Raw genomic sequence first — 18,237 nt, 5'->3', positions numbered from 1 at the left:
AATCTTTCGAATCCCCCTTCATCAATTTGGCTTTCCGAACTTTATTCTAGCAGAATCTTCCAGAGGGGGTAAGGCAACGATGTTTAGCAAAAGTTCCACTTTTTTTAGATTTCATTTCCCGGGTCGGCCATTTCCTTGCGATATTGCGCGGGGCTCTTGCCTTCGTATTCCTTGAACAGGGTGATAAAATATTTCGCCGTCCGGTACCCGACCTGCTCGGCGATTTCCGCAACAGGCCGCTTGGTCCGGATCAGCAGCTCCTTCGCTTTTTGCAGCCGGATGCGGGTCACGTACTCGCTGAACGTAAGGCCCGTTTGCTCCTTGAACAGCGAGCTGAAATAGCTCGGGTTCAAATGGACGCGGTCCGCCACCTCGCGTAAGGAGAGCGGCTCTCCCTTGTGCTCGTCCACATAGCGCAGCGCTTCGCGAATCGGATCGCTGATGTGCGGATGCTCCTCCCGCGCGTCCATCAGCCGGGTATCCACCATTTTCTCCATCGCTCCGACTCTTTCGCGCGCCTCCTCGATCGTCATCGCCTGCTCGACGGCTTCGATCAGCTTTTTCTTTTGCAGCGGCTTCAGCAAATAATTGACCACGCCCAATTGGATCGCCGTCTGCGCGTAATCAAAATCGGGATGGCCCGAGATGATGATCACAACCGGCTTGTGCGGCCTGCGATTCAGCAGCTCGACGAGACGCAGACCGCTGACTTCCGGCATCCGGATATCGGTGATCAGCAGATGGACCGGGTTGTCATGCAGCATATCGATGGCCTGCACGCCGCTGTCCGCGCACACAATCCGGTAGCGCCCGGCTGACCAGAATTCCAGCGTTTTTTGCAGACCCTGCCGGGTTAAAGGCTCGTCGTCGACGATCATGATCGTTTTTTGCATATGAATCATTGCGCACCTCCGTCATTCACCGGAATTTCAAAACTGACGCTCGTGCCGGCGCCGGGGCTGCTTTGAACGACAAGGCTTTCGCGCTCATCGCCGGCATGTCCGAAGTACAGCTTTAATCTGCGTCCCACATTCGAAAGCCCCATGCCGCCGACTTCGCCGGAAAGCGCTTGTCCACCGGCCACCCTCTGCCGGATCGACCGCAGCGTCGCTTCCTCCATGCCGGGCCCGTCGTCCGCCACCGTAATCAGCAAGCGGTCGCTGTCCGCCGCAGGCCTTACGCTTACCGTTATCGCGCCTTGGCCCGTCCGGCCTTCCAGGCCGTGCAGGATCGCATTCTCGACAAGCGGCTGGATCAGCAGCTTCGGCATCGGCACATGATGCCACCTCGCAGCGCAATCGATGCTCCAGGCAAAACGATCGCCGAACCGCATTTTCATAATGAGCAGGTAGCGTTCGATATGCTCCAGTTCGGCGCCGACCGTAACCCACTCGTCTTTGCTCGGATTTCCGATGGTGTAGCGGAACAACTCGGACATCGCGATCACGTACTCGGCCAGCTCCTCGTTCTTTTCCTGCAGAGACCAGTAAAGCGCTTCCAGCGTGTTGTAAAGAAAATGGGGATTAATTTGCGCCTGAAGAGCTTTCAGCTCCGTCCGGCTTTGCATAACTTCCTTTTCATAGACGAGCTCGATCAGCCGGTTCATGTTGTCCACCATTTGATTGTATGTATAGTTCAAATCGTTGATTTCCGCCGTGTACGAAGTTTCGGGGTTGGGCGTCAGCACGCCGCTGCGGGTGTTGCGCATCGCCTTGATCAATTTGAGAATCGGCCGTGTAATCATCGTCGAGAGCATGAACGACATGAACAGGAACAGCAACAAGCCGACCGCCCCCGAGGCGATTATCGCCGTTCGGAGCACGAAAATGCCCGCGGTAACACTGCTGACCGGGTTCAGGATCATCAGCGTCCAGCCGGTTACTTCCGAAGGCTGCTTCACCAAAATGTAGCGCTCCCCGGCAATATCGACGGTCTGCCCGTCCGTGCTCATCAGCGCCTCGATATCGGCGGTCGCCTGATCGTCCGCAGCTATGGGGCGGGACTCGCGGTCGACCAGAAGCATCGCTTCGCGCTGCTGCTCTTCGGAAAGCAGCTCCTTGAACTCGAAATAGCTCCTGCTGATGCGGACCAGCAAATAGCCGCCGTTCGAAAACCAGCGGTCGAGCAGGCTGATGCGCCGTATGGCGAGCACCGAATCGCTGTCTCTGGGATCGATTCCGATCCAGACGAGCTTCCCTTTCTCCCGCTCCGCTTCCCCGATCCATTTCGGATCGACGCGGTTCGAGAGCAATCGGTCGTCCAGCGGGAACAGCCTGGCGGAGTCGCTGTTGTACACTTCCACGGATGCGACGCCGGTCGAATAGCCCTGGATTTCGTTGGCGATATGAACCAGACTTTGCCGCTGGTCAAATTTGGCCTGCTTCCCGTTCACTTCCGCCAGAAGCAGCTGCTGCACGTACGGATCGTTGATCGCCTGCGTCGTCAGCGTATCGATCTGTTTGATAAGCGCTTCCAATCTGCCGTTGGCCTGCACCGCCGTTTGCCGGATCTGCTTTTCCGCATTATTTTTCAGCAGCGTCGACACCGAATTGAAAGTAATAATACCGACCAGAACCAGCACGATCATCATCACCAGCAAAAAACCGACCAATATTTGATTGCGCAGCGTATTCCATTTGCTCAGGCTCAGCCGCAAAGGGGTTTCACCTCTTTCGTTAAGAAATATCGTTGTATCCGCTCCGTTATCGTGCTAGTCTGGTTCATAGGAACTATAAAGCGGGGGGAGCCAAAACATGCGGGGAAAAGACGCGATATTTGACGACATGCTGTCGATTACGGCAGACCTTTTTTATCCGGCCGAGCACCGTTTGTTTTGGTCTGAAGCGGACTTGGCGGACGCTTCCATCCTCGATATCGGCTGCGGCAACGGCGCCTACTTGTCCAAAATGCACGACAGCTTTCCGGCGGCCCGGAAGACAGGCATCGAAATCAGCCCCGGCATTTTCCAAAAAGCGCTGCCGCGCCGGAAGCCCGGGCTCGAATTTCACTGCATGAGCTTCGAGGATTTGCCGCAGGACACGCTCTACGACCTTGTGATTTTGCGCCTCGTCGTTCATCACATCCCCGACAAGCCAAGCCTCTGCCGCACGCTGAAGCGGATCACGCATGAGCGCTCGGTCATTGTCGTTCTGGAAGTTGAAAGCGAGCGTCTGCATGTGAATAGCAGCCTTCCGCTGTTCGGCTCCTTGTACGAAAGCTCCCGGCAAGCTCTGCTCAAAAACAGGCTCCTGGATGCGAAAGACAGCCTGAAGCTCGAATTCGAACATGCCGGGCTTCGGCATCTATATACTCGGAATTATAGCATAGATGCTTCCCGGCAGGATGATAAACATCGGCTGCATGCGTACATGCGGCTCGTTTCGCAATATTTGCTGGGCGAATCGCTCCCTCCCGAACGGAAGGACGAGCTGAACGACTGGCTGCGGAATCCGGCAAGCACGCACGCGGTCCATATGTTCGGCACGGCTTTTGCCCGGGGCGCCGGGCCAATCTGAAAAGGGCGGGTGAACGATGAACTGGCATCATGTATTTGAAGAAGAGCTGAAAGACGTCTTTGCGCAAGCCGAAACGGCCGTCTCCCGGTTTCCGGAACCTATGGACCGGCTCGGCCTGGACTATTTGGCCAAATTTGACCCTAACCGCAAAGACAGCACCAAAAATTATATTTGCTATTTGCTGCCGTTCTGGGTATCGGATCTGGCGGAGCTGCCGGCAAATTCCGTGAGCAAGCTGGCGCTCGCGAACGTCTTCGTGATGCTGTACTTTTTTATCCAGGACGATATTATGGATTCCGCGTCGGGACAGCACAAAGAAAAGCTGCCGCTCGGCAACTTGTTTTATTTGCAGTTTCTGGACATTTACCGGGAGCTCTTCCCTTCGGATTCCCCCTTCTGGACATGGTTTGACCGGTATGTCAGGGAGTGGTCCGATGCCGTCTCCAATGAGCTGCGCCGCAATGATTTCATCCATGACATGTTGAAAGTGGCCGCCAAGGCGAGCCCGGTTCAGTTCGCAAGCACCGGCGCCATGGTTTTAGCCGGCCGCCCCGAGCTCATTGCAGCCGTATCCGAAGCGGTCTGTCAGGTGCTCGTGACGCTGCAAATGGCGGACGATTGGGCCGACTGGCAGGAAGATTTGGAAGAGGGCAGCTACAACTGCCTGCACGCGATGATTCGGGAAGAGCTGCGGCTGCCGCCTGACAGCGCCCTGACCGCCGAAATCGTGAAGCGGCAGGTGTACGTTCACGATGCTCTTGCCCGGTACGCGCAAATTGCCGCAGCGAATCATGTCCGGCTGGAGGAGCTGCAGTTGAACGCACCTCATCTGCTTTCTTTTCATGAATCGATGGTGCGCAATTTGCTGGAGGAGGCGGATCGCATCGAGTGCGGGAGAAAGTCTTTGGAACTAGGCGGATTTAACTATTATTTGTCGAATATGAAGTAAAAATGATAGATTAACATGTCAGTTTATGGTATGCTCATGTAGAACTATTCTACTAATTTGTTTGGAGAGTGATCGATTTGTCAGCTGAAGAAATTCTGAGATCCAAAATTATCCAAAAAGCATGGGAAGATCCATCCTTCAAACAGCAGCTTCTCGCCGATCCGAAAGCGGCTCTCAAAGAAGCATTTGGCATCGTGATTCCTGACAACATCGAATTGAACGTGGTAGAGGAAACTTCCAAACAATTAGTGCTCGTTATTCCGGCCAATCCTGCCGATGTGCTCGACGGGACCCCCGGGCCGGTCAGCATCTGGTAATCGCAAAATGACAAATCCCCCGGAAAGCTTCGGAAGCAGGCAACCGCTTTCCTCCGCTTTTGGGGGATTTTTTAATTGATGACGGAAGGGAAGCGTATGATTGCCTCCGTGCCTTTGTTTTTTTCGCTTTTGAACTCAAGCCTGCCTTTCATGACCTCGATAATCCGGAACGTCACCATCAATCCGAGCCCCGTCCCTTTTGTTTTCGTCGAAAAATACGGTTCGCCCAATTTGGCCAGCGTCGCGGGCTCAATGCCTTCGCCGTTGTCTTTAATGTGAATGACGACTTCCTCGCTCTCCTCATAAGCCCAAATATTGATCTGTCCCTGATCGCGGAACGCCTCGATGCTATTTTTAATAATGTTAATGAGTGCCTGCTTCAATTTGGAAGAATTGCCGTGAATGTACAGTTCCTGAGGGATGCTGAGAAACACGCCTCCGCCGTGCAAAGTGGCCAGCGGAACGATAATGCCTTCGATTTGCTTCAGCTCCTTGGAGACGTTGAGGACGGTAACCTCCTCCAACTGGGGCTTGGCGAACGTTAAAAAATCGGTAATAATGCCTGACGCGCGATCCAGCTCCTCGATGGCCAGCGACATGTATTCCTTTTGCTTCATATCGGATTTATGCGACAGCAGCTGCAAAAAACCGCGGGTCACCTGCAGCGGGTTTCTCACTTCATGCGCAACGGAAGCGGCCAGCGAGCTGATGATTTCCATTTTTTCGGACAATTGCAGCTGGTTGTTGTAAAATTCGAGCTCTTTGGAGTAATTGGCCATCAGCTCCTGATAAGCGGCGAATCTTCGTCCCAGCAGTGTGATCAGCGAAATGACGAAGCCTACGATCCCCCATTTCCACAAGAAAATTTGATGGGTTTGATTGGAGGCGTAAAACCAGATCAGATCGATAACGCCCAACAGTCCGAAGAATGCAAAACCGCTCGTAAAAATAACGGCATCCTTGTTGCCTCTCATCGCGTATTTGACGGAAAACGTGATCAGCAGCGACAGTTGAACGAGCATGATGCAGCCCAGCAGCGTAACGGATATGAAAAAATACTCATCTGCGAACCGGTAGCCGGACAACTGGTTGATGACCATGCATAGGGCGGAGAAAGCGGAGTAGCCGATCTGAAATTTTCTGAACATTTTGATCAGTTTCAGGTTGCCGTCGTCGAATATTTTTTCGAAAAAATAACTGAGTGCAGGCAAAAAAACGACTAGCGAAAGATCGAAAAAATCGACCAGCACAGCGCCGTATTCCCCAAAAATGGCATACATAAACGGAGAATAGGTGACAAAAATTGTCCCCATCGTCAAAATGACGATACCGAGCGAAATCCAGCTGGGCAGTTGGATTTTTTTCAGAAAAATTGCGCATATGAACATGACGGCGGCGATAAAAATCAAAGCGCATCCAAGAATGACGTCCCCCAAATCACGTACGACAAAATGGGGCAGTAAATCCGAATAGCTGCCGATTTCGATATTTGAACGGATTCCCATCCGATCCATCCCCGTTTCCATTTTTAAGTATACCGTTTTGCCGGCGTCTTCATGGCTGAGAGGGACTAAAATCCGCTGAAGGTCATATGGAAAATCGTGGATGCTCTCTTGAACTTTGTTCCCGTCGACATATACGGTCAGATGCTGCGCGTAAAGTTCGCCGATCAAGATCCCGGAATGGTCCCCGACCGACGCCGGAAGCTGAATTTTGATCCAGGCTGAAGTGACGCCGTCAGGCTTCATGGGCATCGGCGCCATAACGGGAACGGTCATCCAGTTCGCCGCTTCGGACGAAGGAGGCTGCTCCTGCGCGCTTCCGGAAGGGTCTCCCCATAGAATCGCCCACTCCGTATTTGTGTCTATGTTTTTTACTTGGGCTGCTTTGATGCCGGAAGCAATGATCCCGTTTGCAAACAGCAGTAGTACGATCAGACATACGACAAAAGCAATGCGTTGAACAGGATTCATTTAGAACCACCCCTTGGAGTAGCGACATCAAATTATGGGCACATTCTAAAATTCGACGAAATTCGATATCCTCCTTCTTATCGTTTTATGAAATCTCCTTCACGAAAAGACCGGCCGTTTCTCCTGTTTCAAGCCACCCTTCAAGCTACTCGAAGTATTTCTCCATCACGACATACTCCAGCCCGTCTTTGACAAACGCCTCCACCGTCTCTTTCATTCCAAACTTCGCATAAAAGCCGGCTTTATTTTTTCTGGCATTGCACCAAATCCTCCGGACATGCAGCGCTTGCGCTTCATCCATCAAAAATTGCAGCAGTTTGCTGCCGTACCCTTTGCCCTGTTCTTCCTCAAGCGTCGCGAATTTACGAAATTGTGCCGAATTCCGGTCGATAAACAGGGAAATCACGGAGAGCAGCCGTTCTTCCGAGAAAAGACCGTAATGAACCCCGTCCCGATCATCCTTCAATTTGACGAAATCCAAATCCTTGTCCGGCCACATGACCGCATGTCTTAGCTCCCACGCCATTTCCCGGCTAATTCGTTTGATGTTCATGCTGCCCCGTCCTTCGTCATTTTTTTCGTTTTCCGATTGGCCTGCCATCCATTATTATATAATCTATGAGAAAAAAGTGCATTTAGGAAAATAAAAGAAAGGGCTTCCCTTGGGCAGCCTTGGCTGCGTGTGGTGCACGTGGCGTACGGCCACCGGTGGCGGGACGGACGGGCGCGGGGTGGCCGTGGGCGGGCGGCCGGGAAGTCGGAAAGCCTGCGAAAGTGCAGGCTTTTTCGCGATAGGCCGTCCATTTTCGGGAAATACCTGCAAATGTGCAGGAATTCCCGATCACGGCGGGCCCGATCCCCAAATCTCAGCGAAAAAGCTGCAGATTTGCAGGAATTTTTCCTTTCCAGCGTGGGCTGTAGGCAAAAGCATGTACTTTTGCAGGCTTTCTAGCTAGCGATGCACTATTTTGATGCCGCCAGCGGTATGGTGAGCTTTTGCAGGTTTTCTGCGTATGGGCAACAGCTAGTGTTTCTAGTGTTTAAGCGGTCTCTAAAGCACCGTTTACCGTTTGTATAAATCAATTGGTTTAACGCTTCACAGGAACCATATACTAGCAACTGCGTTTCTCCGAATTCTTCAAAACCCTCCAGTCTACTCAACTCACAACAGTTGCACCTCCATCCCGGAAGTTAAAGCGTCTATGCCACATGCGCCAAATCTTATATTTTCTTGCCTGCAATGCTTCAGGCGGCTCCGGCACGATTGAACTCCGCGCATTGGAGGCGCGCACGGACTCGCACCGTCGGCCCTTTCCCACTTCGGGCAGCGTAGCGTCCGTTCTTTCCCGATGCGGTGTGGCTAAGGCTGCCGCCGCGGCGCTCATCGTCGTCAATCCCGCGGATATGGCTCCGAACCGATCGCATGAATGTTCATAAATCTTGACATTTTACAGTTGTAAGCGTTTACTATTCGATTAAACTAAACTTTGAGGCTCGAGCGAGCCATCATCTTAATGAAGGAGGAATATGATTGATGAAAAGATTGTATTGGAGGTGCTTGTACGCAGTGCTCGCCTGCTTGCTGCTCACCGCGTTTTGGGCAGGGGTTCAACCTGTCCCGGCCAGCGCAGCCAGCGTCAGCATCAGCAATGGGATCGACTGGAAAGATACGTCGGGGAACCCGATCGAGGCGTACAGCGGCAATATTTTAAAAGTAGGTTCGACTTATTACTGGTACGGCGAAAAGCACTCCAACGGCACTTTCGACAAAGTCAACGTCTACACCTCGACAGACTTGAAAAACTGGACGTTCGGCAACAGCATCCTGACCAAAAATTCCGCATCGGAACTAAATTCAAGCAAAATCGAACGGCCAAAAGTCATCTATAATGCTTCGACCGGCAAATACGTGCTGTGGATGCATTACGAGAACGGAACAGACTACTCTCTCGCCCGCGTGGCCGTCGCTACGAGCAGCACGCCTGACGGCAACTTTACGTATCAGGGAAGCTTTCGGCCGCTGAATTACGAATCCCGCGATATGACCGTGTTTGCCGATACCGACGGCAGCGCCTACCTGATCACCGCCTCCAAAAAGAACGGCGGAGCCAACGACACCATGGCTATCTTCCAACTGAGCAGCGATTATACGAGCGTGCAGTCTTTTGTCGGATGGGTATATGAAAATGGCTACCGGGAAGCGCCCGCCGTCGTGAAAAAGAACAACAAATACTATTTGTTCACCTCGCAAGCTTCCGGTTGGTACCCGAATCAGGGCGGCTACTCGACCGCCAGTTCAATGACCGGAACCTGGTCGGCGCTCTCGCCGTTCGGCGATCCCGCTGCTTACAGCTCGCAAATTCATTCGATCCTGACGGTAACGGGAAGCTCCTCCACCTCCTACATCTATATGGCCGACCGCTGGAACCCGCTCAACCTGAGCGATCATCACTACATCTGGCTGCCGCTCTCGCTGAACGATGCGAGCGGAACCGCTTCGCTGGACTGGTACAGCAGCTGGAGCCTGGATGCCGGCACGGGAACCGTGACGCTGCCCTCCTTGGTCAACCACGCGTTGGGCAAAACGGCTACCGCCAGCTCGACCGCTTCCTCCTCGTCTCCGGGCAATGCCAACGACGGAAATGCGCAAAGCTCATGGGCCGCTTCCAGCAGCACATGGCCGGCCTGGTGGCAGGTCGATTTCGGAGCGCCCAAAACGATTACGGAAGTGGACATTTCATGGTTTATGTACAAAGGCTCCGAAGGCTATTACAAGTACAAAATCGAAGTCAGCAACGACGGCGTCAACTACGCGGCCATCGACCGCACAAGCAACACGACGTACGGCTTTACGACCGATGCTGTGCATTTTACGGCGCGCTACGTGCGGATCAACCTCGTGAACGCCGTCCTGTGGAACAATCCGAACAACTGGTACACCCCGACGTTGTACGAAGTCCGCCTGTTCGGACCTTCCAACCCGGACGCCACAGGCTACAGCAGATTCGAGTCGAACAATTACGCAGGATATTATTTCAGACACTACAACTTAGCCCTCCGCATCGACCAGAACGTATCCCCGGCGCTGGATTCGCAGTTCCGCGTCGAACCGGGTCTGGCCAATGCGTCAAGCGTTTCGCTGGAATCGATCAACTATCCCGGCTACTTTATCAAACGAAACGCGAGCAACCAAATCGTCCTCCAACAATACGACGGCACCGACGCATTCAAACAGGACGCCACCTTCAACCTCGCGGCCGGCTGGGCGGACAGCTCGCAAATATCGCTCGAATCCTACAACCAACCCGGATATTACATGCGCCATTACAACTATGCGCTGCGGCTCGATCCGATCGGTTCATCAAGCACTGCAACGGATAAAAGTGATGCCACCTTCAAACGCTACAATTACTGAATGACTGATTGACAAAAGAAGCCTGTCCACAGTCTCCCCGCGGTACGGAGAGCTTGGGCAGGCTTTTGCTGGTAGAACGATCCGAAAATTAATCCTTCCGCTTGTCATATCACTACGATCAAATAACGGATGGCCTATTCAAATTCAAAATGTCAACATCCGATTCTTCCAATAAATCTTCTAATGCCTCGCTCCCGTTTTGTTCCGCGTAAACATACTCTTCTTCCGATATCGGTATAGCTTGCAACCAAGAGACATGTTTATCTTCAAAATCAAATGGAGTGAGGTTTTCGCCCCATAAGAATGGACTTACAAACATAACATGCTTCATATTTAACTCAGGGTAATACATTTTTATGACATTCGGATAAATTGCACCAGGGGAACAAGAATATCCTGAATTAATTATATTAAAAGCACATGTACTAAGTAGGTTTCCAAATAATACATATTCATCCATACATGTTCCAATGAACTCAACTCTTAATGACTTGCTTTCTACTGCGTATCCAATATCATAATTATTTAAGCCTATTGTAGCAAATGTAGTTTCATATTCATTAGGGTTATTATCCATAATCACAATATCAATAATGCTTTCTTTTTTATCATCATAAAATCTTGATATTTTTGGGCGACCACCGTTTAAATCAGCTAAAAATTTTGCAATTTCCTTCATTTGATTTGTAACTTCCACTTTTCATCATCCTTTTATGGTCCGAAATATAAATCCGATGGGTCTTCACCCTCATGTTAACGGTATCTCTTGATGCCTTGTCCCCATACTCAACACTATAGGTTACTTCAGTATCAGGAAGTTCATTAGCAAGTAGTTCTTTACAATTATGACCACCAAGAACACAAGGTTCTCTCTCAGTATAAACACGTTTGACTATATATGTCTGCCCATTTTTTTCTGCAGCAATTTTATCCTCAATCAAAACCATTTCGGAATGAACATTTTTCTCTTCTATTTTTCCACTCGGTCTTACTACTGGTCGCCTTGTGCTTTCAAAAACTTTCAGAGTAGTAACACCATCTATTTCAATTTCCGCTACAACAAGATTTCTCAAATCGAAAGCTTTATTTTCAATTCGATATTTTTTCGCCATGGAACTTAAATCTGTTTCACCGTACCCAACTTGTTTTAGGATTTTAGCATCAGGTTCACCCGTCCCCATAAAAAGAAAACGGACTGAAATATAATAAGATATTTGTTAAAATAGATATGTTGCTTATTAACACTCGGAGGAACTAAAAGTGGAAACAATTAAACAGCATCGGTGGAATTTATGTCAAATGGAAGCCATTAAATTACAACAGGAATTAGCCCGAAAAGTTATTAAAGAAGATTTGTTCGATCAAATCCGCTATGTTGCGGGAGTAGACGTTGCTTATAGCAAAACCAATGACAAATTAATTGCAGCAATTGTCATTTTAGAATCAGATTCATTGAAATTAGTAGAGTCAGTTGTTATTGAAGATACAGTTCAATTCCCATATATCCCGGGATTGTTTTCATTCAGAGAACTTCCTCCAATTATCAAAGCATTTGAAAAGATAAATGTCGTTTGCGATGGACAAGGGCTTGCCCACCCTAGACGGTTTGGTTTAGCCTGTCATTTAGGGGTTCTTTATGATATTCCTACAATTGGATGTGGGAAAACTAAGCTGTTAGGTCATTTTATAGAACCTGATCAAAATAGAGGGGACCGGTCACCATTAGTTGATAACAATGAAATCATCGGAAATGTATTAAGAATACAGATGAATATTAAACCCATCTTTGTTTCAATCGGTCATCGTATATCCTTAGACACTGCCTGCGAATTGATACTCAGATTGTCACCGAAATATCGGTTGCCAGAAACGACTCGACAAGCAGATCATATCGTGAAAAAAACTTTGTCACTTAACAAAAATTCACTTAATTAAATAAAAGATGGGCGAAGGTCGCCCATCTGATGCCAGTGCCCCATCTAGGCAACTTTAACCCGCTTTTGTGACTAAATTCAGGTTAATATTAACTGATGGGACACTAGCCTATTATTTAATTCAGCTAAGTAATTCTCAAATTCCCACTCGTCCTTACAAAAAAAGCTTTGAAAGTTCCCTGCATTCCATTCTTTATTTTTTTTCCTCCAGCTTTTCAGCCCTTGTATCATACTTTTCAATCATTTTTTTTTCAAATTCACTAGGCTCTGTTTTTTCAGTGACTAATTCTCCTTCTTTACTCCATTCTCTATATGCTACACAAAATCCATATTTGTATTCCTCTTTTGATTTTATGTTACCATTCTCAAACCAAGTGATTTTTTTCCCAGAAATAACCCCATTGCTCATTTGTTGAAAACTCGCAACTTTACCATTTTCATAATAATTAATATAATCTCCATCAGATATACCATTTTTGTAGTATGCATAATATGATAGATTACCATTTTTATACCTTTCATACAGTAGACCTGATATAGGTTCCCCCCTTCTTTTAGGGGTTTGTCAAAAACTTCTTGCCCGTGTACCCCAGAAAAACAAACGTCCCCAGTGAATTCTATGCCTTTAGATAGTACAAATTCCACAGGCAAAATGTCGATATCTTCCACTTGTATACCCTCCTCTAATTACCGCTATTTTTATAAATCAGAAAGGATAGGAAAACCTTTTAAAATATAATTGCAATGTGGGCAAGTATGAAACGGAATATCGGTTACAGGCAATAGGTATCTCCATTGATGACGTCTTCCTTGAAATCCCGCTTTACGCCTTCCCAGACTCCCGCCAGTGTTCTCAGCAGCTCATCTCGATGCTCCTTGTTGGAATAGTATTTGCCTACATAAACGATGGGGTTCGCGACAAACTCCAAGGCCTCTAGAGGATTCTTTACGGCAAAATCCAATTCCTTATATAACAAGTCTGCTAACCCCAGGACGGTTTCCTCTACAACCGTGCCGATGCCTGCCAGGATGCCGGCGCTCATCGGATCAAATTCCTTGTACGCTTCCCATACTTTCTTGATGGGTCCGAAAAGCGCACCGGATGTCGCGCCGCTCATCAACTCCCGGAACGCATCGGCGGGGGAATAATCGCTAAAGTCGCTCACTTCCCCTCGCTGGATATCCGAGGCTGCTTTCGCTCCTACTGCGACGGCTCCCGCTGCCATCACGCCGGCTGCCACGGCTCCGATTACCACCGCGCCAGCTCCTAACGTCGCTACGGTAACTGCCGCAACTACCGCTACTACGGCCACAACCGCCAGTGCGCCCAACACGTTGCCCGCCAGCTTCCCCCAGCTAAACTTCTTTTTCTCCGGCGGCGGGGGCGGAGGCGGAGGCGTTCCTTGCTTCGGCTCGTCGTCAAATGGCGCATACGAGGTGCGGTCTCATAGACTCAGCCGCCCTACTCATTCGGTAATGGTTGGGGTATATTCATCAACAACCGAGACAGGGCCAAGCGCCAAAAAACCTCTATACGACGGTTAACTCCTTTGTAGCATTATTGGTCATTTTGTACAATCTTGTTGTTGGGCTTGTAAATAGGTTCACACAAAAACCTTGACAGACCCATGTAGAATGCTCAATTAACAACTTATAGTGATATTTTCAAAAGATTTAATCTTTTGGTCCAAATTTTTATTTTTTACATTTATTTTATAAATATGCGGTTTATAATACTTGTATTGCTTATTCTCTTCATCGTAAGGAGCTTCTTTCTCAATTATTTCAACTTCTTCTGCACCAATAAAGCATGAAATAACATCAGCAAATAAAGATAGTATCTCAACATGTGAGAGATTACGTAAATTCCCCTCATATACAACATTTCCAAAAGTATCACTTGTTGTATATGTACCTTTTGTATTTTCATCAATAAACATTATCTCTTCATCGTTAACAAAAATTGATGTTTGATTTCCATTGAAACTAATAAACAAATCTTGTTTCTCTCCATCAAAACATATAAATTGAATTGGTGTACTTGAGGTTATTTCAATCTCTCTATCATCATCAGACAATGTTCTTATAGCTACAGCTGGATTATTTTCAAATTTAGTTATAAGATATTTCCAAAGTTCTTCATTAGAAAATTGCATAGACACCTTTGAACCATAATTCACTTCTTCTTGCATTAATCAAACACCGTCCCTTTTATAAACTGATTTACTGGAAACTTTGTCTGGCATCTAGTACATACTGCAATAACTTCTCCTGTCCTTGGTCTAATTGCAGAAGTCATTATAATATTCGCATTACTAGGCGGAATAAACTTACTAATTACTAAATCCTCTGCACAGATAGCATGCCCTTTATATATTATACTATTTTTAGAACCTACTATTACTTCTCCTGTTCTTAAATCCACACCTGCAACTACTGTTGTAAACTTACTTTGCTGGGTTTTACTTAATGCTTGTATTCTTGCTACCTCAGCATCTCTAGCCGCTGTAGCTTTAGCAAGATAATTATCAATTTTTTGATAGTACTCATCTGGTAAAAACGGCTCTTTAGCAAAATCATCGATTTTACCCGTCCCCTCAGTCGCCTTACCCGAATGAGGTTCACCATTACCGGGGTCCTTCCACGCACTGCGGGTCGCAGCCTTTGCCGCAGCTTGCGCTGCTTCGCTCTCGATCTTCATGACGCCCGATGCAATGGCTTTTTCCGTTTGACTGGCAATTTCTCGGAAACCCTCGTGAAAGGTCACCAAGGGCAAAAGCATCTTCCCTACAGATGAATCGCTGCTTTATCCTGAGCGTATCCAGGGGCTTGAGGCGGAGGTGCAGGCCTGGTAGGCTGATGTCGGGAGCGAAAAAGGCCCTTGGGCCACTTCGCCCATCGCGGGGAGCATCAGGCCCGCCAGAGGTTCCGGGTCAAGCCGCGACACTATCGTTTGCTAGTTTTGAAAATACTCAGTTGACTTCTGGCAAAGTAAATATCGGTGCATCCCTGACAATAGTTGCGAATGATTTCAAAAAACTGCAAGAAAACGAAGCTAATAAAAAGCAGGTCAATCATGGTGTACCTGACCATAATCAACCTGCGCCTTGTATCGCAATAGCGTTATTTAGGTTACAAATTCAAGCGTTGATGTGCGTACAAACAAAATAGAGAAATCTTTATACGGGTATTGCATGGGTTAGATGTCTTCATGGTTAAATGATAGGTTCATTCGGCACTGGTACGGTCGTTGTAAATGTACTTACATAAATATAAATTTTTACAGCCCCGTAATTAATTCTGTGTCTATTTCTTGACTGAGGTCAATTACTAGTGTATTGACACTAGTTTGTAATCCCTGTTTGTAATCAATAATTTATAATCCTGCCTATCCCAAAACCCGTCTTCATTGTTAATGCTTAAAATACCATTAATTCTATATAAACATTCATTATCATTAAACAAAAACAATACATTAACTTTTGTTAAGTCAATAATACTAAATACCAATACAAGAATGTTTGTAATTGCCTTAACACTATCGTAATCATTCCCTAATCGAAGGTTTAGATTTTGTTTATAGTAAAAATCATCAGAAAGAAACTCTGACTCATACCCAAATGGGTTACTTGATGTATCAATCAACGAAAGTGAAAAACCAAGTATATTTAATATCTCATCTACTCGAAATCCTTTTGACAAATTAGTTACTTTTGTACAAGTGACGCCCATTTCCTCTAGTTGGTTCAAAATTATCTCTTTAGTTAAAAACGCTTCTTCTAACTTTAAAGAACATTCAATTGCCAATATATAGTCCCCCTCATATCATGGATATATGTGAGTTATGTTTCCATCTTTTATTGCTATTATTTCTTCAAGTCCCTCAGCAGGCCAGTCTAAAAATTGTTTTTTTAATGCTTCAACATCTCCAACCCAATCATCTAAATTTAATACAAATCGATTTGCTTGTCCTTCAGCTAATTTTTCTTCCACTATTTTTGACCATATATTTCTCGGCGACTTTTTCCCTTTCGGTGAAAAACAGTCAAACACATTCCCCTCAATTAAATAATCTGGGTTTTTAGTCTGTCCAGGTATCTTAGGGCTTTGCTCAATGTCATATCCATTTTCCGCTAAGGTTTTTGCTGCTTCATTTTCTCGTGTACGTCCTCTTACAGTTTCTAAATCGTCCTGAGGTCGAATTTTTGCTGGATTTCCCTTTGGAACAGCATTCGGATCTGGAGAATTATTAGGTTTAGCTAGTCTAGCCCCATTAGTACTCGAACCAACATCACCCGTCCCCCTAGAGCCTGAACCACCTCCACCCTTTCCATGGCTGACTGAATCTCCCTCGCTTTTCATATAATTCGATATTTTCCCCGTTGCTTCCTGGAAGAGTTCCCTTAACGTTGTTGTTTCAGGTATACCTCCAAGCACTCCTGCCTTCTGCGGCGCAAACGGGTTAATAAATTCTGCATCCAAAATCTTATTCATATCCTGGGTAAGCTTTGCGTAACTTTTACCTAGGGTTGTGCCCTCTTTACTCAGCAATTGTGCAAACTGATCGGATTTTGCGCTTATACTTGCAACCTCTGTCACCTGCACCGACTTCGTGCCACTCAGCACCAACTTTTCAGCTTGCATCGCCCTGGATGCTGCTCCTGCCTCGCCACCGACGAAAAAGGAGGCTATGGTAAGTACCAATTCCGTTCCATATTTGCTTCGACTATAGGTATCTCCATTTATGACGTCTTCCTTGACATCCCGCTTTACGCCTTCCCAGACTCCCGCCAGTGTTCTCAGCAGCTCATCTCGATGCTCCTTGTTGGAATAGTATTTGCCTACATAAACGATGGGGTTCGCGACAAACTCCAAGGCCTCCAGAGGATTCTTTACGGCAAAATCCAATTCCTTATATAACAAGTCTGCCAATCCCAGAACGGTTTCCTCTACAACCGTGCCGATGCCTGCCAGGATGCCAGCGCTCATCGGATCAAATTCCTTGTACGCTTCCCATGCTTTCTTGATGGGTCCGAAAAGCGCACCGGATGCCGCGCCGCTCATCAATTCCCGGAACGCATCGGCGGGGGAATACTCGCTAAAGTCGCTCACTTCCCCTCGCTGAACATCCGAGACGGCTTTCGCTCCTACTGCGACGGCTCCCGCTGCCATCACGCCGGCTGCCACGGCTCCGATCACCACCGCTCCGGCTCCTAACGTCGCTACGGTAACCGCCGCAACTACCGCTACCACGGCCACAACAGCGAGTGCGCCCAACACGTTGCCCGCCAGCTTCCCCCAGCTAAACTTCTTTTTCTCCGGCGGCGGGGGCGGTGGAGGAGGCGTCCCTTGCTTCGGCTCGTCGTCAAACGGCGCATACGAGGTGCGGTCTCTTCCTTCCGCTCTTACGTTCGCTCCGAGAAAGTGGTACTCGCTCTCGATCGAGAAGCCGCTTTGCGCGCTCAGCTTCTTCGCCATGAGCTGACTCTGCGCGTAGATGACCACACGCTTGGGCGTGTAAAGCGAGATGTCCGCCTTCGCGTTTAGCGTCAGCTTCTTGTGGCTCGTCATCGTCACGCCCACCGCGTCGTCGAAGCTCAGCTTCAGCGGCTCTTTGCTCCCGCCCGTCAGGTTGATCGCTGTCGGTGTCAGCTCCAGTTCGCTCCCGTGCTCCGTCCCGAAGTAGCGTTTGCTCGGGTCGCCTGTTTTGGCGCAGCTGCCGCCATTGGTGCGCACCGCCCCTACGACGATCGCCTGCTTTCCCTCGGCATCGGGAATGTACAGACTCGCGCGAGTCCCCGCCTTCGGCATGCAGTACATGGCGCTGCCGGTTGCCGGTGCGAACGGGAACCAATGCGCCTTGTCCTTCGGCTGCTCGCGGTCCACGCTCAGATGCAGCTTCACCTGCTCGCCCTTGACCTCCAGCACTTCCCCTTCCAGCGAGATGCCCGTCAACTTCTCGTTGTAGATAGGGCTCCTGCGAATCCCCTCTGCCCGTGACAAACGGTACGTGTACACGAACTGTCCGCGATTCATGCGACCGGTAACTTCGCCGACCACCATCCGTTTGCCTCGGAATTCAAGCTCATCCCCTAGGGACAAGCGCTCCATGCTGTCTACCTCATAATAAAAGA

19 protein-coding genes are annotated in these 18,237 nt (G+C 48.4%); 6 read left to right on the top strand and 13 right to left on the bottom strand.

All coding sequences use genetic code 11. From position 1 onward, the window contains the following. Positions 1 to 104: 104 nt before the first annotated feature. Together AC6RNO_RS32860 and AC6RNO_RS32855 are read right to left on the bottom strand one after the other, a co-directional pair. The gene (locus tag AC6RNO_RS32860; protein WP_497108004.1) at positions 105 to 902 is read right to left on the bottom strand and encodes a response regulator; all 798 of its coding nucleotides are present in this window, start codon (positions 900 to 902) and stop codon (positions 105 to 107) included. Further along, the gene (locus tag AC6RNO_RS32855) at positions 899 to 2,656 is read right to left on the bottom strand and encodes a histidine kinase (protein ID WP_497108003.1); all 1,758 of its coding nucleotides are present in this window, start codon (positions 2,654 to 2,656) and stop codon (positions 899 to 901) included. The genes AC6RNO_RS32860 and AC6RNO_RS32855 overlap by 4 nt, the downstream gene beginning before the upstream one ends. Positions 2,657 to 2,753: 97 nt before the next feature. Between AC6RNO_RS32855 and AC6RNO_RS32850 the strand changes: the two genes are divergently transcribed. The 3 genes from AC6RNO_RS32850 to AC6RNO_RS32840 all read left to right on the top strand — a co-directional run bounded on the left by AC6RNO_RS32850 (position 2,754) and on the right by AC6RNO_RS32840 (position 4,781). Further along, positions 2,754 to 3,515 (top strand): class I SAM-dependent methyltransferase, encoded by a 762-nt coding sequence (locus tag AC6RNO_RS32850; protein ID WP_474679811.1) that lies wholly within the window; start codon positions 2,754 to 2,756, stop codon positions 3,513 to 3,515. Between the two features lie 16 nt (positions 3,516 to 3,531). Then, positions 3,532 to 4,464: a class 1 isoprenoid biosynthesis enzyme gene (locus AC6RNO_RS32845; protein WP_497108002.1), complete on the top strand. Its 933-nt coding sequence runs from the start codon at positions 3,532 to 3,534 to the stop codon at positions 4,462 to 4,464. Positions 4,465 to 4,532: 68 nt separating this feature from the next. After that, positions 4,533 to 4,781 (top strand): NHLP leader peptide family RiPP precursor, encoded by a 249-nt coding sequence (locus AC6RNO_RS32840; RefSeq protein WP_474679813.1) that lies wholly within the window; start codon positions 4,533 to 4,535, stop codon positions 4,779 to 4,781. Positions 4,782 to 4,852: 71 nt separating this feature from the next. Here AC6RNO_RS32840 and AC6RNO_RS32835 read toward each other — a convergent pair whose 3' ends face one another. Both AC6RNO_RS32835 and AC6RNO_RS32830 read right to left on the bottom strand, forming a co-directional pair. Further along, entirely contained in the window at positions 4,853 to 6,754 is a 1,902-nt protein-coding gene (locus AC6RNO_RS32835; RefSeq protein WP_474679814.1) for an ATP-binding protein, read from the bottom strand. Between the two features lie 145 nt (positions 6,755 to 6,899). After that, the gene (locus AC6RNO_RS32830; RefSeq protein ID WP_474679815.1) at positions 6,900 to 7,307 is read right to left on the bottom strand and encodes a GNAT family N-acetyltransferase; all 408 of its coding nucleotides are present in this window, start codon (positions 7,305 to 7,307) and stop codon (positions 6,900 to 6,902) included. Positions 7,308 to 8,288: 981 nt separating this feature from the next. Between AC6RNO_RS32830 and AC6RNO_RS32825 the strand changes: the two genes are divergently transcribed. Next, on the top strand, positions 8,289 to 10,169 hold the full coding sequence (locus tag AC6RNO_RS32825; protein WP_488437681.1) for an AbfB domain-containing protein: 1,881 nt from the start codon (positions 8,289 to 8,291) through the stop codon (positions 10,167 to 10,169). A gap of 118 nt (positions 10,170 to 10,287) precedes the next feature. On the opposite strand, the gene AC6RNO_RS32820 is transcribed toward AC6RNO_RS32825, so the two are convergent. Together AC6RNO_RS32820 and AC6RNO_RS32815 are read right to left on the bottom strand one after the other, a co-directional pair. After that, positions 10,288 to 10,866, bottom strand: coding sequence for a suppressor of fused domain protein (locus AC6RNO_RS32820; RefSeq protein WP_488437682.1), 579 nt, complete (start codon positions 10,864 to 10,866; stop codon positions 10,288 to 10,290). Continuing rightward, on the bottom strand, positions 10,820 to 11,350 hold the full coding sequence (locus tag AC6RNO_RS32815) for a nucleic acid/nucleotide deaminase domain-containing protein (RefSeq protein ID WP_488437683.1): 531 nt from the start codon (positions 11,348 to 11,350) through the stop codon (positions 10,820 to 10,822). Before AC6RNO_RS32815 ends, AC6RNO_RS32820 begins: the two co-directional genes overlap by 47 nt. Positions 11,351 to 11,468: 118 nt before the next feature. On the opposite strand from AC6RNO_RS32815, the gene nfi reads away from it, so the two are divergent. Beyond that, complete coding sequence (gene nfi / locus AC6RNO_RS32810; protein ID WP_488437689.1) at positions 11,469 to 12,104, top strand: deoxyribonuclease V; 636 nt, start codon at positions 11,469 to 11,471, stop codon at positions 12,102 to 12,104. A 192-nt stretch (positions 12,105 to 12,296) separates the two neighbouring features. Here nfi and AC6RNO_RS32805 read toward each other — a convergent pair whose 3' ends face one another. The 5 genes from AC6RNO_RS32805 to AC6RNO_RS32785 all read right to left on the bottom strand — a co-directional run bounded on the left by AC6RNO_RS32805 (position 12,297) and on the right by AC6RNO_RS32785 (position 14,879). Further along, positions 12,297 to 12,512: a hypothetical protein gene (locus AC6RNO_RS32805; RefSeq protein ID WP_497108001.1), complete on the bottom strand. Its 216-nt coding sequence runs from the start codon at positions 12,510 to 12,512 to the stop codon at positions 12,297 to 12,299. Then, positions 12,509 to 12,772 (bottom strand): hypothetical protein, encoded by a 264-nt coding sequence (locus tag AC6RNO_RS32800; protein WP_497108000.1) that lies wholly within the window; start codon positions 12,770 to 12,772, stop codon positions 12,509 to 12,511. Before AC6RNO_RS32800 ends, AC6RNO_RS32805 begins: the two co-directional genes overlap by 4 nt. 104 nt (positions 12,773 to 12,876) lie before the next feature. Continuing rightward, positions 12,877 to 13,437 (bottom strand): hypothetical protein, encoded by a 561-nt coding sequence (locus AC6RNO_RS32795; protein WP_497107999.1) that lies wholly within the window; start codon positions 13,435 to 13,437, stop codon positions 12,877 to 12,879. Positions 13,438 to 13,746: 309 nt separating this feature from the next. After that, positions 13,747 to 14,295: a hypothetical protein gene (locus AC6RNO_RS32790; protein WP_497107998.1), complete on the bottom strand. Its 549-nt coding sequence runs from the start codon at positions 14,293 to 14,295 to the stop codon at positions 13,747 to 13,749. After that, positions 14,295 to 14,879 carry a hypothetical protein gene (locus AC6RNO_RS32785; RefSeq protein WP_497107997.1) on the bottom strand — a complete coding sequence of 195 codons (585 nt, stop codon included), beginning with the start codon at positions 14,877 to 14,879 and terminating at the stop codon, positions 14,295 to 14,297. Before AC6RNO_RS32785 ends, AC6RNO_RS32790 begins: the two co-directional genes overlap by 1 nt. A gap of 83 nt (positions 14,880 to 14,962) precedes the next feature. On the opposite strand from AC6RNO_RS32785, the gene AC6RNO_RS32780 reads away from it, so the two are divergent. After that, positions 14,963 to 15,274: a hypothetical protein gene (locus tag AC6RNO_RS32780; RefSeq protein WP_474687337.1), complete on the top strand. Its 312-nt coding sequence runs from the start codon at positions 14,963 to 14,965 to the stop codon at positions 15,272 to 15,274. Positions 15,275 to 15,433: 159 nt separating this feature from the next. Here AC6RNO_RS32780 and AC6RNO_RS32775 read toward each other — a convergent pair whose 3' ends face one another. Both AC6RNO_RS32775 and AC6RNO_RS32770 read right to left on the bottom strand, forming a co-directional pair. Beyond that, positions 15,434 to 15,910, bottom strand: coding sequence for a SitI3 family protein (locus AC6RNO_RS32775; RefSeq protein WP_474687335.1), 477 nt, complete (start codon positions 15,908 to 15,910; stop codon positions 15,434 to 15,436). 18 nt (positions 15,911 to 15,928) lie between these two features. Further along, the coding region (locus AC6RNO_RS32770; protein ID WP_497107996.1) for a CdiA C-terminal domain-containing protein at positions 15,929 to 18,237 on the bottom strand (2,309 nt) is incomplete at its 5' end.

Source organism: Paenibacillus sp. sgz302190, assembly GCF_059820445.1.
Note: the sequence above shows the minus strand (reverse complement) of the source record. Positions and strands in the feature narration are given on the sequence as shown.